Below are 12,625 nucleotides of genomic sequence, written 5' to 3'. Positions count from 1 at the left end.
GCAGCATTGAACCTGATCCGGGGAACCCGTCCGCCAAAGGAGACCAGCCATGCCCGACACGCACGAGCGCGACAGCGCACTTCTGACCATCGCCCTGTATGCCGCTTTCGCCGATGGCTCCAAGCACGCCGCCGAGCGCGAGGAAATTCGCCGTATTGCCGAGTCTCTCGCCGCGGAGAACGCGCCGGACCTGCGCGCGCTCTACCAGGACGTGTTGCTCGAGCGCGTCAGCCTGGCCGAGGTTGCAGGCCGGCTCGACGACCCCGGCGAGAAGCATCTGGCCTACGAAATGGCGGTGGGTGTATGCGATGCAGACGGCCGCATGAGTGACGGGGAGCGGCGTTTTCTAGACCGGCTCAAGGGGCTGCTTGGCATGGATTCGGACCAGGCCGAGGTGATCGAGCATGAGGCCGAACAGCTTGTCGAGCTGACCGAGGCGGCCGCTCCCGCGGTCGCCATGCAGTCGTCGGCGCCAGCCGGCCCGGCGGTCAATACTCCGCAGATCGACGAGGCCGCGCTCGACAAATCGATACTCAACTACTCGATTCTCAACGGCGCACTGGAACTCCTGCCGCAGTCATGGGCCTCGATGGCGATCATCCCGCTGCAGGTTCGCATGGTCTACTCGATCGGCAGGGAATATGGCGTCGAGCTTGACCGTGGCCACATCAAGGAGTTTCTGGCGACCCTCGGAGTCGGCATGACCTCTCAGTATCTCGAGCAGTTCGGCCGCAAGCTGATCGGCGGGCTGTTCCGCTCGGCCGGCGGCCGGGGCATTGGCCGGCTTGGTGGTGCGGCTACCGGCATGGCGTTTTCCTTCGCCACGACCTATGCCCTGGGCCATGTGGCCAGACGCTACTATGCCGGCGGTCGGCAGATGAGTACCGCACTGCTCAAGTCCACCTTCGATGAGCTGCTCGGCTCGGCCAGGGAGAAGCAGGGCGAGTTCATGCCGCAGATCGAGCAACGGGCGCAAAACCTGGACATGAGCCAGGTGATGGGACTGGTCAGGGGCGGCGAGCCAGTCTGACGGCCCGGCCGGCGGTCGCATCCGATGCGCCAGCGCCGGCGAACAGACCCAGCCAGGCGCCCGGCTGCCAGTCGCCGAACACATCGACCGGGTCGGCCAGGCCCATGTGGTTGACGAGAATCTCGGCCAGCACCTGCCGATAGTCGGTGGTCACGGCCAGGTCTTCACCGGCCGACAGCTCATCCGGCCCCAGTCCGGGCCACTCGCCGAACACCTGGCCGCCCCGGATCCCGCCGCCGGCGACCAGCATCAGGCTGCCGTGGCCGTGGTCGGTGCCGCCGGAGGCGTTTTCTGCGGCCCGGCGACCGAATTCGGTATGCACCAGCACCGTCGTGTCGGTCCAGAATTCATCGATATCCTCGCGAAACGCGAGCAATGCGGTTGCCAGTTCGGTCAGCAGCGGTTCGATGCGTGCGGCCTGGTCGTCGTGATGATCCCAGCCGCCGCTGTTGACCGCCGCGACGGTCAGTCCGGTACCCCCGCGAATCAGGCGGCCGGTATCGGCCAGCGCCATGCCCAGGTCGCCAGCTGGATAGCCCGCTCCGGCAGGCAGTTCGGCCAGGGGCTCGATGATATGGGCAGCATCGAATACCGACTGTGCGGTCGGACCGAGTACTGAATCCATCTCGTAGACGGACTGCAGCGCGGCCTGGGCCGTTTCATCGAGTTCCAGCCGGAAGGAATCCAGGGAGGCCATGGCCAGCGGCAGCGATGAGCCGGACATCGATCGGGGCAGGGCACTGTCCACGGCCACGGCGGCCAGAGCGGCCGGGCTGTCCAGCGTCTGGACATAGCGTCCGAGCCAGCCGCTCGCCAGCATTGGCTGGGCGGAGTCGATGCCCTGTTCGACGGCGGCCTGGGCTTCAAAATGTGAGCGCTCGGCGGTGACCAGGCCGGTGGCGTGGACAATCGCGAGCTCGCCGGTATCAAACAGCGCTTTCAGACCTTCAGCGGCCGGGTGCAGTCCGAAGAATCCGTCCAGATCCAGCGCGGTGGTTTCCGAAAGCGCCAGCGAGGGTCGCAGGTCAAAATAGCGGGATTCCCCCAGCGGTGCACAGATACCGAGCCCGTCGGCGCCGCCGCGCAGAAAGATCACCAGCAGCCGGCGGGCCGCCGGATCACCCGGGTTGGCGGCCCAAATCCAGCGCGGGGTGCCGGCCAGAAGGCCACTGAGCGCCATCAGCTTGAGCAGTTCCCTACGGTTCATGTCGCTATCTCCATTGTGCAGTTGGGCTGGCCAGTAGCCAGGCGGCGACGGCGATCGGCCGCTCACGACTGGGCAGGGATTCAGCGTAGCTGTCCAGAACGGCCCGCCGTTCCGGCGCCAGGCCCTCCGGTACCAGGGCACCAATGAGGTGCTCGGTCTGTCTCGGGGGGTCGTTGATGCGCATGGCCTCGCGCAGCACGGCCGAGCGCAATCCCAGGCGCCGCGACCACCCGGCGGCACCATTGAAGCGCATCAGGAAACCGGTGGTTGACTGCCAGTAGCTCGACACGTCCGGGTACCCGTCGGGCGCCGGCCAGGCGAACGGCACATGCCCGGCCGACCGAAGGCCCTCGAACAACTCCCGCAGCAGCCGGCCATCGGGCCGAGCCTCGAGGGAGCGGAGGACGCCAAGCACGAATTCATTCGGCCGACGCAGTTTCAGCGCAGGCTGTTCGCGGGTGATTGGGTGCAGCAGCAGGCGACGAAGCACGGCTCGGGTATTCCCGCCGCTGGCCAGGAACTCGTCGACAACATCCTCGATCAGCGCTTCTGGCGGCTGGTCGGCGACGAAGCGCCTCGCCAGCTTGGTGGCGATGTGCCGTGCGGTGGCCTGGTGTGATGCCAGGACATTGAGCAGGCGCGTGCCTTCGGCTTCGCCGGCCGGCGCGAAATGATGCCCCAGGACATGCTTGGCGCCCCAGTCATGGGTGCGGGGATTGAATCGGAAGCTCGCCGGCCGGCGAATGGTCCAGCCGGTGAAGATGCGCGCCGTTTCCTTGATGTCGGCTTCCGAGTAGCCGCCATCAACGCCCAGCGTGTGCAGCTCAAGCAGTTCGCGGGCGTAATTTTCGTTCGGCCCTTCTGCCGTGCTGTTGAAATTGTCGAGGTAATAGAGCATCGCCGGGCTGCGCGCATCGGCCTGCAGCAACCGCTCGAAGCGGCCCATGGCCAGCGGGCGAATGACTTCGCGGTCTTCGACCGCCTTGAGAAGACCACTGACGCCGGCCGCGGCCGCGACGCTGAAATGGTCGGACCAGAACTCCACCATGCGCTGGTAGAGCTGTTGCTGGCTGAACGCCTGCCTGATGAGCGTTCCGGTCACCAGTTCACGGAAGATTCGCTGCGGATTGTCGCTGTCGCGCACCAGCTCGGCCAGCTCATCGGTCGACAGAAACAGCGTTGGAAGGTGCTCGGCGAGCAGGGCTTCCAGGGGGCCGTCGTCGATCGACTCATTGTCGAGCTGCCAGTCAATGAAGGCTTCGTACCCCATCGATTCGGCCTGTTCGAGCGCGGGCCGGGATGCACCGAACGTGATGCGGTCGACCAACCGGACGATCTCCGAGGTCGTGGCCGGATGGAACTGGGTAGCGCTGGCGGCCATGATGCATTGCCTTTTTGCATGGGTATGCTGCTACCAACGAATTCGTGGGCCGTGGGGTTGACAGCACCTGACTCTTGTCGGCGCGGGCCGCCCGGGCAATTCGTGTCAACCCGGGGCGGTGCAGTGCGTTCTAGTCCGCATGTTTGATGAAACCCGCGGGCAGGAGCCCGCCCTGAAACAACCCGGAGAGCAACCAATGCACAGCAAGTCCATGTTGATTCTGATTGTCCTGGCGACTCTGGCGCTGGGCGGATGTGTGACCCATGTCCATCGTGACCAGCCGTCTTTTCATGTCTACAAGCAGGCCCATCCCGGCGCCCGCTACGTGGTGGTGCGCACGCGTCCGGCAGCGGATCGCACGTGCTGGAAGCTTGCCCGCGGCTGGCGCTGCGTTGTGCGATGACCGGCCCATGCTGAATGCTTGTGGTGATCTGCCAATGCCCTGGTCCTGTTCGCCTGGCGATATGATTGTCAACCGATTCGGTGACCGGACGTTGATAAGTCATGAAGTACCACTGGATGCGTGCTTGAAAACCGATGCGACAATGCCGGAGGAGCGGGCGGGTGCCGAGGCTCACGAGAGCCTCGATGCGTTCCTGGCCGATGTCCAGGCACGCGCGCTGATGATGGCGAGAATGGCCACCGGTAACGTCGACGAGGCGCTGGACCTGGTACAGGATGCGATGACCGCGTTCGTAAGGCGCTACGCCGAGCGTCCGCCGCAACAGCGCCGCCCGCTGTTTTACCGGATGCTCAACAACCGCATTACCGACTGGTATCGGCAGCGAGCGCGCTGGCGCAGCCGGTTTTTCAGCGGCCTGCGGCCGTCCGACGAATGCGCGGATGGGCCTGATTTTGCTGCTGAAACAGCGCCGTGCGATCGGCCGGAGAGGAATGCCGCTGACGGCGAGTTCGGTCTGGCCCTGGAGCGGGCGCTCGAGCGGCTCCCGACGCGACAGCGGCAGGTGTTTCTGCTGCGCGCCTGGGAAGGTCTCGACGTGGGTGAAACCGCGCGTGCGCTCGGCATCAGCGCGGGCAGCATCAAGACACATTATTTTCGGGCGCTGGCGTCATTGCGTCAGGCCCTGGAGGCATATGATGACCGACATGAAGCCTAGGCAGTCATTCGAGGGCCGCATCCGTGCGGTGCTGGATGCGCGCAGTCAGTCGCTGGACCCCGCGGTCCGGCTGCGACTGGACCGGGTCCGGCGCCAGGCGCTGGCGGGTCAGCGACGGGCGGGGCCGCGCTGGACCTGGACCGTCCTGGCCGGCGCCAGCGCGGCGGCTACAGCGGCGCTGATGGTTCTGGTTCTGCAGACCCCGCAGCCCTCGCCATCGAGCGTGCCCAGCGCACCGCAGACCGCCGATCTCGACCTGCTCACGCGCGGCGACTTCGATGTGCTGGTCGAAGACCCGGAGTTCTATGCCTGGATCGCGGCGCAATCCGAGCTGGCCGAGGATGCACCGGCGGAGGAGGGGCAGTCGGGGTGAACGCGTTCCTTTTTCGTTGGCTGCTCACCGCGGCCGTGACGCTGGGTCTGTGGGGCCAGGTTCAGGGTCAGGCCTGGGACGAGCTGAGCGAGGACCAGCAGGCCGTGCTGGCGCCCTGGTCCGATGAGTGGGCCGACATTGACGACGAGCAGCGACGACGCCTGATCGAGGGCGCGGAGCGCTGGCAGGAATTGAGTGAAGCGGAGCGAGCCCGCGTCCAGGAGCGGCTGGAGCGATGGCAGGCCATGTCGCCGGAGGAGCGGCGCCGCATGCGCGCGCGCATGGAGCGCCTGCAGTCCTTGCCGCAAGATGTACAGGACCGCGTGCATCGCGGTCTGAAGCGCCTTGATGAACTGCCTCCGGAACAGCGTCAGCGACTGCGGCAGCGCTGGCAATCGATGAGCCCGGAGGAGCGTCGCGCTTTTCTCGAAGGATTTGCCGCTCGCGACCGGCTGCAGCGTCCGGCATGGATGAATCAACTGCGGCCCATCGAGCGTCGACAGCTTGAACGGCGCCTGCGGCAGATGGGTCCGGAATACCGCCGGGCATTCAGGCAGCGCCTGCAGCAGCTCGACCCGCCCGAACGGCCCGCCTTCATCCGCGAGCTGCTGGCTGCCGATGCCGCGGAACTGGAGCGACTGCTCAGACCCGGTGGCGAGGCGCCAGAAGTCGACGACCGGCCGTGACCGACCATCGATCGGCGTCAACCGATCCTGGCCTCGAGCGTTGAATGGGGGTGTCACCCGACAGGTGACTTGACTATCAAGCCCATATCTAAGGAGATCCATTCATGCCAGTCCATTCAAGACTGTTCTTCTGTACCCTGATCCTGGCCGCAATGGCCGCCCTGACGCCGCCTGCTGTCCATGCCGGTCTGTCGGTCGAGGCCGATGTCGTGGTCAGCGACGAGGCCGGTGGCACGCTCAGGCTGATCACTTCTGCCAGCCACGAGCCCGCCGGGTCCAACGTCATCACGACGGGCGATTTCATCGGGTTCCGCCCCAATCCAGAGGGTCTGACCATCGATGGTGAGGTCGTTCGAACGCGCATCCGAAGCGCTGAATCGATCCAGTCGACCTTCGACGGCAGCCTGACGATCACGGGGCCGGAAGGCGATGAATCCGGTACCCTGCTGCTTCAGGGCGTCACCATCTTTCGGGGCGGCGAGGGTCCGCAGCTCAGCGGTGTCGTCGTCTTTAACGACGAGACCTTCGATGCCGCCGAACTTCCCGGTTTTCTCGCCGCCACCTTGCGGCGGGTGTTCAGGTTGTTCCACTTTGCCTGAACCTGCATGAAGGCCGGGCCGGGAGCACCCCGCGTGCTCCCGGTCACCGCCGGCCAGCGACGCCGGATGGTGGCTCCGGAAGGCGGCGTCGTGAACCCGGTGAGGTAACATGGGCCTGATGGAATTGCAGCGGTCATCGTCGCGCGCGATGCCGCAATTCGGAGTCGCTTGTTGAAGCAGTCGAAGGACGACTACCAGCGCGCCAAGGCCATTGCCAACGCGGCGCTGGATTGCACCGGCCGTGCGCGCGAGGCGTTTGTCGAACAGGCCTGTGCCGGTCGGCCGGCGCTTGCCGAAGAAGTGCGATGGCTGATCGAGGCTGCTGAAGATGACACGGCCGACGATTCACCGGAGCGTTTTCAGGCCGCCACGCGCGAGGTGCTCAGCGAGGTTTCGCTGCAGGCGCCGCTGCCGCGCGACTACCGCCTGCAGCAACGGCTCGGCGCGGGTGGGACCGGCGTGGTCTACCTGGCTGAACGTGCCGACGGCGACTTGCGCCAGCGGGTGGCGTTCAAGCTGCTGCAGCTCACCGAACAGCCCGACGAGGCGCTCAAGCAGCGTTTTGCGACCGAGCGCCGCATCCTGTCGACGCTCAATCATCCCTGTATCGCGCATCTCATTGACGGCGGCCTGACCACCGAGGGCCGGCCATTCATGGCCACCGAGTACGTCGATGGCCTGCCGATCGATCGCTGGTGCGACGAACATTCGGCCTCCCTGGAGCAGCGGCTTGAGCTGTTCGAGAAGGTGTGTTCGGCGGTTGACTATGCGCATCGGCACATGGTCATTCATCGAGACATCAAGCCGGCCAATATTCTGGTTACTGCCGAGGGCGAGCCCAAGCTCCTCGATTTCGGTATTGCCCGTCTCCTCAAGGCCGGCGATGGCGGCGAGCGCGGTACTGCAGCGTGTGCCGAGGCCATGACCCTGGCCCATGCCAGTCCGGAGCAGGTCGAGGGCCGCGGGCTGAGTACCGCCACCGACGTCTATTCGCTTGGCACCGTGCTGTATCAGCTGATGACCGGGGTCCGGCCGTTTGATCATGTCGAAAAGGCCGGCGAGCTGCCGGCGGCCATTCGTGCCGGCCGTTTTCCGCCACCGCGCCAGCTCGGTGGCGTCTGCGCGGTGGGCGCAATCCCGCGCGATATCGAGGCCATTGTGCTCAGGGCCATGGCGCTTCGGCCGGAGCAGCGCTATGGCTCGGTGCGTGAGCTGTCCGACGATATTCGCCGCTTCGTCGAGCATCGGCCGGTGCTGGCGCGCGGCGGCGGGCTGGTCTATCGTTTTCGGCGCCTCGCCTGGCGACAGCGCTGGGCGATGGCGGCAGTGATTGCCCTGGGTCTGCTGCTGGCGGTTTTTCTGGTCGACCGTGAAAACCAGCTGCGGCGAATTGCCTGGGAACGGGATCGCGCCGAGGCGGTCACGGCGTTTATGGACTCGATGTTTGCCGGCGCCGACTCGCTGCCGTCGCGCGGCAACGAAGTGACCGTGCGCGAAATTCTCGACCTGGGCCGAAACCGGTTGAATGACGGCGATTCGGGCAGCCCGGCCGGCACAGGCTCGATTCATCTTGCGCTGGGCCGGGCCTACAATGCGCTCGGTCTGGGCGGGCAGGCGCTGCCGCTGCTGCAGCAGGCGCAGCAGATGCTGACGCCCCGGATCCCGCCAGGCGAGCAGGCGCTGGTCCAGTCGGAGATTGCCGCCGCGCTGGACTCGGCCGGACGCGCGACCGAGGCGATTGAAGCCGACCGCCGGGCCATCGAGCTGTTCGAGGCCTCACCGCAGACGCGGCACGAAGACGTGCTGCGCGCGCGCATCCGCAAGCTGCGCAATCATGCCAACGTGCTCGACCAGCCGCTCGACGACACCGTGGCCGGTCTCATCGCGATCATTACCGCTCTCGAATCCGATCCGGGTGCTTCAGGCGAGCTGCTGCTCGAGGCACGCGCCGCGCTGGTTGCAGCCTACGTGGTCCAGGGCGAAGCCGAGCCGGCCATGCGCGTTGCCGCGGCCGCCCGATCGCTGGCGGAGCGGCTTTACGACGACAATGACCCGCGTCGTCTGCGCGGTCGCTACGTTTTCGCAACGGCCCAGACCCTGGTTGATCCCGAAGCCGCGATCGATACCTACGAGGCACTGATTCGCGATCACGAGCGCCTGATCGGACCCAGCCAGCGCCTGGCCAACACGATTGGCAACTTCGGCGTGGCGCTCTCGCGCGCCGGCCGGGACGAGGCCAGCCTGGCCGCGTTTGATCGCGCCGCGCAGATGATCGAGCGGGTTGCCGGTCGGGATCACTACCTGTACCGCTTGTCAGTGGCCAACCTGGCCGCGCTTTACCTGCGTCGCTCGCAGCCCGAACGCGCCGAGGCGCTGGTGCGTGAAGTGCTTGCCGGGCTCGAGCAGCGCGCCGAGCGCTTTGGCGGCGTTGAAACCGTCTACCGCGCATCGGCGCTGGATATTCTCGGGGGGGCGCTGACCCTGCAGGGTCGACTCGGGGAAGCGGCCGAAACCTATCGATCTGCGCTGGAGCTGGTGCGCGGCGGCGAACGCGTCGAGCGTCCCGAACTGGCGGCAGCGCTCGCCGACAAGCTCTCCGAGGTCGAACGCCAGCTGGCCGAGGACGGCATCGAGTAGGGTCCGGGTGGCCGCCGTGATCAGCGCAGGCGACGCTCGAGCCAGGCGCGCGCCATGCGCCACTCCCGCACCACGGAGGATTCGGAGATATCGAGGGTCTGGGCGGTGTCCTCGATGCTCAGTCCGGCGAAGTAGCGCAGTTCGACAATGCTCGCCTGGCGCTGGTCGATTTCGGCGAGCTGTTCGAGCACCTGGTCCAGCGCGATCAGATCCGAGCCGAAACCCTCGCCGAGGTCGGCGCTTTCCAGCTCGATGCGCTGGTGGTCCTGGGGGCGCTTGGTGGCGTGGCGGCGTCGGGCGTAGTCGACCAGCACCCGGCGCATCACCGTGGCGGCAATCAGCAGGAACTGGCGTCGATCTTCCCAGCTGAAGTCGGAATTCTCGGCCAGGCGCAGATATGCCTCGTTGACCAGGGCAGTGGCCTGGAGGGTATGGTCGGGCCGTTCTCTGGCAAGCTGACGCCCGGCCAGCGCACGCAGCTCCTCGTAGACCATCGGCAGCAGCGCATAGAGGTTGTCGGTGTCGCCCTGCGAGTGACGCTTGAGCAGCTCGGTGAACTCGCTGATCCGCTCCGGGTGATCCTGGTTCATGGCCTGATCCGGGTCTGATGCCTGCTGCCGCCAAGTGTGCACCGTGATGCGCGGGGCAGCCAAGGGTTCAAATCGCGCGCGTTTCGCCCTAAACTACACCGAATCGGCCCGCAATTGTTGTTTGCCGATTGCAAGGACGTGATTCCGGGGACCATGCACAAGACAGCGAAGCGACTGCACCTGGTCTGGCTGGCAATCGCCGCAGCGATTGCTGGCGGACCTGTAGCCGCCGCCGACGAATCGGCGGCAGCCGGCTGTCTGCTCGCGGCAGGCTCCGGCGAACCGCCGACTCGTGCGCTGATGCTCGATGGTGCCGATTCGCCCGCGGCCTCGCTGCGCCTGTTCTGTGACCGGCGCGAGATCGAGCAGCTCACGCTTCCCGTGCCACACGGGCAGACCGCCCGCGTGACCCTGTCGCTGGGTGGCAGTGGCGAGCGCGAGCTCGCTTACCGCCTGGGGGTGGCGACGGCCGGGGGACAGTCTTCGTCCTGGCTCGTGATCGACGCCCCCTCGGGGATCATTCCGGCCGGATCGCGCCGCCCGGTGACACTGACCTTCCACGCGCATGAAGCGCTGGAAGTTCGCTCGCGCCATCGTCTCGACCTGATCATCGAGCTTGGCGCCGGTGACAAGCAGGTAGAGCTGAGCGTGCCGGTCGAATTGCATGTGCTCGAAGAAGCCCCGCTGTTTCGCAACCGATTCGAGGTGGATCCGGTGCTGGGCCAGTTCAGCCAGCGCGCCCCGCGCTCACGTCCGGCGCTGCAGACCTCTGCCCCGGCCGGTGGTTCGACCGGGGAGTAAGTCCGTCGCCGGCAGGGGCGAACATTCAGGCCGCAGGTAATGCACGCCCGAAAGTCGAACGGAACGTGTCGGCAACCTCATCGACCGTGAAATCATGGTGCTGCGGTCCAGACTCGGCAATCTTGAGCGCGCCGAGTACGGCGCCGAGCCGACAGGCATCGACCGGCTCCCAGCCGCGCTCCAGACCAAACAGCAGGCCGGCCCGATAAGCGTCGCCACAGCCGGTCGGATCGACGATCTGCCTGGGCTTGACCGCCGGAATATCGGTCTTTCCGTCGCCCGTCCACAATTCCGACCCGGCGCCACCATGCGTGATGATCAGGCCACCGTCGAGCTGGGCGGTGATGTCATCATGGCGCCAGCCGGTCTTCTTCTTGAGCATCTCCCACTCGTATGAATTGACCGCCAGCCAGTCCGCATTGACCACGAAACGCTGCAGCTCCTCACCGTTGAACATCGGCAGGCCCTGACCAGGGTCGAAGATGTGCGGAATGCCGGCGGCTGCAAACTGCTCGGAGTGATCGACCATTGCCTGCTTGCCGTCGGGCGCCACGATGCCGATGGCAATGTCGGCATCGTCGGGAATGGTCTGGCAGTGGGCCTCGTTCATGGCGCCGGGATGAAACGCCGTGATCTGGTTGTCGTCCAGGTCGGTCGTGATGTAGGCCTGGGCGGTCCAGTGCTCACCGAGCACGCGCACATGGTCCTGATTGATGCCGAGCCGATCGAGGTGGCGGGCGTAGTCATCGAAGTCCGGGCCCACGGTGGCCATCGGCAGGGGGTTGCCGCCGAGCTTCTTGAGGTTGTAGGCGATATTGCCGGCAGTGCCACCGAAATTGCGGTGCAGCTCGGGCACCAGAAAGGCGACATTGATCATATGCGTCTTGTCGGGCAGGATGTGATCCTTGAAGCGCTCCGGAAAGACCATGATATTGTCGTAGGCCAGCGAGCCGCAGATGAGTACGGACATTGCGGTTTCCTTGGGTCATGTGTGCGGATCAGCGTTCCATTGTAGCGAAGCGACCGGCCGCTGCAGCCTTGATCTTGCATTTTGCGTTCCGGAACTGTTGCCGGACTGCCTCAGCGTTGCTACATTAGTCGGTCTTTTGCAACGGATACGGACCGTTCCATCAATTCATGTTCAAGCGACTGCGCGGCATCTTCTCCAACGACCTGTCCATCGACCTGGGCACGGCCAATACCCTGATCTTCGTCCGCGGTCAGGGCATCGTGCTCAACGAACCGTCGGTGGTTGCCGTGCGCATGGAGCGCGGTCCGGGCGGTCCGCAATCGGTCGCGGCGGTCGGTGCCGAGGCCAAGCAGATGCTGGGTCGCACCCCGGGCAACATCCGGACCACGCGACCGCTGAAAGACGGCGTGATTGCCGATTTCAACATGACCGAGCAGATGCTGCAGCACTTCATCAAGAAAGTGCACTCCTCGCGGTTTCTGCGACCGAGTCCACGCGTGCTGGTCTGCGTGCCCTGCTCATCGACGCAGGTCGAGCGGCGCGCCATCAAGGAGTCGGCCGAGGGGGCCGGGGCGCGCGAGGTGTTTCTGATCGAGGAACCAATGGCTGCGGCCATCGGGGCCGGCATACCCATCCACGAAGCGCGCGGCTCGATGGTGCTCGATATCGGCGGTGGCACCACCGAGGTGGCGGTGCTGTCACTCAATGGGATCGTGTATTCGAATTCGGTGCGCATGGGTGGCGATCACTTCGATGAGGCGATCATCAACTACGTGCGCCGCTCCTATGGCACCCTGATCGGTGAGTCGACCGCCGAGCGGATCAAGATGGAAATCGGCTGTGCCCACCAGCAGGACGACGTCAAGGAGATCCAGATCTCCGGCCGCAACCTCGCCGAAGGCGTACCCAAGATGATCACACTGAACAACAACGAGGTGCTCGAAGCGCTCAGCGAGGCGCTGTCGAGCATTGTCGGTTCAGTCAAGACGGCACTCGAGCAGACGCCGCCGGAGCTGTGCGCCGACGTTGCCGAGACCGGTATCGTGTTGACCGGTGGCGGGGCCCTGCTGCGCGGACTCGACAAACTGCTGATGAAGGAAACCGGGCTGCCGGTCATTATCGCCGACGATCCGCTGACCTGCGTCGCTCGTGGCGGTGGCCGGGCGCTGGAACTGATGGACGAAAACAAGGGCGACTTCTTCTTCGCCGCCTGACGTGTCAGGTGTGCGCCGT

13 protein-coding genes are annotated in these 12,625 nt (G+C 65.7%); 9 read left to right on the top strand and 4 right to left on the bottom strand.

Features of this window, described 5'->3' with window-relative positions:
• Window positions 1-49 precede the first annotated feature (49 nt).
• Complete coding sequence (locus tag HND55_14515; GenBank protein ID QKK03771.1) at window positions 50-1,030, top strand: DUF533 domain-containing protein; 981 nt, start codon at window positions 50-52, stop codon at window positions 1,028-1,030.
• Here the strand turns inward: HND55_14515 and HND55_14510 are convergent.
• On the bottom strand, window positions 1,008-2,237 hold the full coding sequence (locus tag HND55_14510) for a DUF1501 domain-containing protein (protein QKK03770.1): 1,230 nt from the start codon (window positions 2,235-2,237) through the stop codon (window positions 1,008-1,010). The genes HND55_14515 and HND55_14510 overlap by 23 nt on opposite strands.
• A 4-nt stretch (window positions 2,238-2,241) precedes the next feature.
• Entirely contained in the window at window positions 2,242-3,618 is a 1,377-nt protein-coding gene (locus HND55_14505) for a DUF1800 domain-containing protein (protein QKK03769.1), read from the bottom strand.
• A gap of 196 nt (window positions 3,619-3,814) precedes the next feature.
• On the opposite strand from HND55_14505, the gene HND55_14500 reads away from it, so the two are divergent.
• The 6 genes from HND55_14500 (at window position 3,815) to HND55_14475 (ending at window position 9,031) form a co-directional block, all read left to right on the top strand.
• On the top strand, window positions 3,815-4,021 hold the full coding sequence (locus tag HND55_14500; GenBank protein QKK03768.1) for a hypothetical protein: 207 nt from the start codon (window positions 3,815-3,817) through the stop codon (window positions 4,019-4,021).
• Between the two features lie 142 nt (window positions 4,022-4,163).
• Window positions 4,164-4,736 carry an RNA polymerase sigma factor gene (locus HND55_14495; protein QKK04129.1) on the top strand — a complete coding sequence of 191 codons (573 nt, stop codon included), beginning with the start codon at window positions 4,164-4,166 and terminating at the stop codon, window positions 4,734-4,736.
• Complete coding sequence (locus HND55_14490) at window positions 4,726-5,109, top strand: DUF3619 family protein (protein QKK03767.1); 384 nt, start codon at window positions 4,726-4,728, stop codon at window positions 5,107-5,109. The genes HND55_14495 and HND55_14490 overlap by 11 nt, the downstream gene beginning before the upstream one ends.
• Complete coding sequence (locus HND55_14485; protein QKK03766.1) at window positions 5,106-5,795, top strand: DUF3106 domain-containing protein; 690 nt, start codon at window positions 5,106-5,108, stop codon at window positions 5,793-5,795. Before HND55_14490 ends, HND55_14485 begins: the two co-directional genes overlap by 4 nt.
• 104 nt (window positions 5,796-5,899) lie before the next feature.
• Window positions 5,900-6,394 carry a hypothetical protein gene (locus HND55_14480; protein QKK03765.1) on the top strand — a complete coding sequence of 165 codons (495 nt, stop codon included), beginning with the start codon at window positions 5,900-5,902 and terminating at the stop codon, window positions 6,392-6,394.
• 171 nt (window positions 6,395-6,565) lie between these two features.
• Window positions 6,566-9,031, top strand: coding sequence for a serine/threonine protein kinase (locus tag HND55_14475; protein ID QKK03764.1), 2,466 nt, complete (start codon window positions 6,566-6,568; stop codon window positions 9,029-9,031).
• 20 nt (window positions 9,032-9,051) lie between these two features.
• Here the strand turns inward: HND55_14475 and HND55_14470 are convergent, their stop codons facing one another.
• Window positions 9,052-9,621, bottom strand: a complete 570-nt coding sequence (locus HND55_14470; protein QKK03763.1) for a sigma-70 family RNA polymerase sigma factor — start codon at window positions 9,619-9,621, stop codon at window positions 9,052-9,054.
• A gap of 153 nt (window positions 9,622-9,774) precedes the next feature.
• On the opposite strand from HND55_14470, the gene HND55_14465 reads away from it, so the two are divergent.
• Entirely contained in the window at window positions 9,775-10,422 is a 648-nt protein-coding gene (locus HND55_14465; protein ID QKK03762.1) for a hypothetical protein, read from the top strand.
• A gap of 25 nt (window positions 10,423-10,447) precedes the next feature.
• Here HND55_14465 and HND55_14460 read toward each other — a convergent pair whose 3' ends face one another.
• Window positions 10,448-11,392 carry a carbohydrate kinase family protein gene (locus HND55_14460; protein ID QKK03761.1) on the bottom strand — a complete coding sequence of 315 codons (945 nt, stop codon included), beginning with the start codon at window positions 11,390-11,392 and terminating at the stop codon, window positions 10,448-10,450.
• A 167-nt stretch (window positions 11,393-11,559) separates the two neighbouring features.
• On the opposite strand from HND55_14460, the gene HND55_14455 reads away from it, so the two are divergent.
• A complete protein-coding gene (locus tag HND55_14455; protein ID QKK03760.1) occupies window positions 11,560-12,606 on the top strand; it encodes a rod shape-determining protein in 1,047 nt (348 codons plus the stop codon).
• The last annotated feature ends 19 nt before the right edge of the window (window positions 12,607-12,625 follow it).

This window comes from Pseudomonadota bacterium (assembly GCA_013285445.1).
Taxonomy (GTDB): domain Bacteria; phylum Pseudomonadota; class Gammaproteobacteria; order Xanthomonadales; family Wenzhouxiangellaceae; genus Wenzhouxiangella.
The sequence above is the reverse complement of the archived record's forward strand: the minus strand, read 5'-3'. Positions and strand labels throughout refer to the sequence as shown.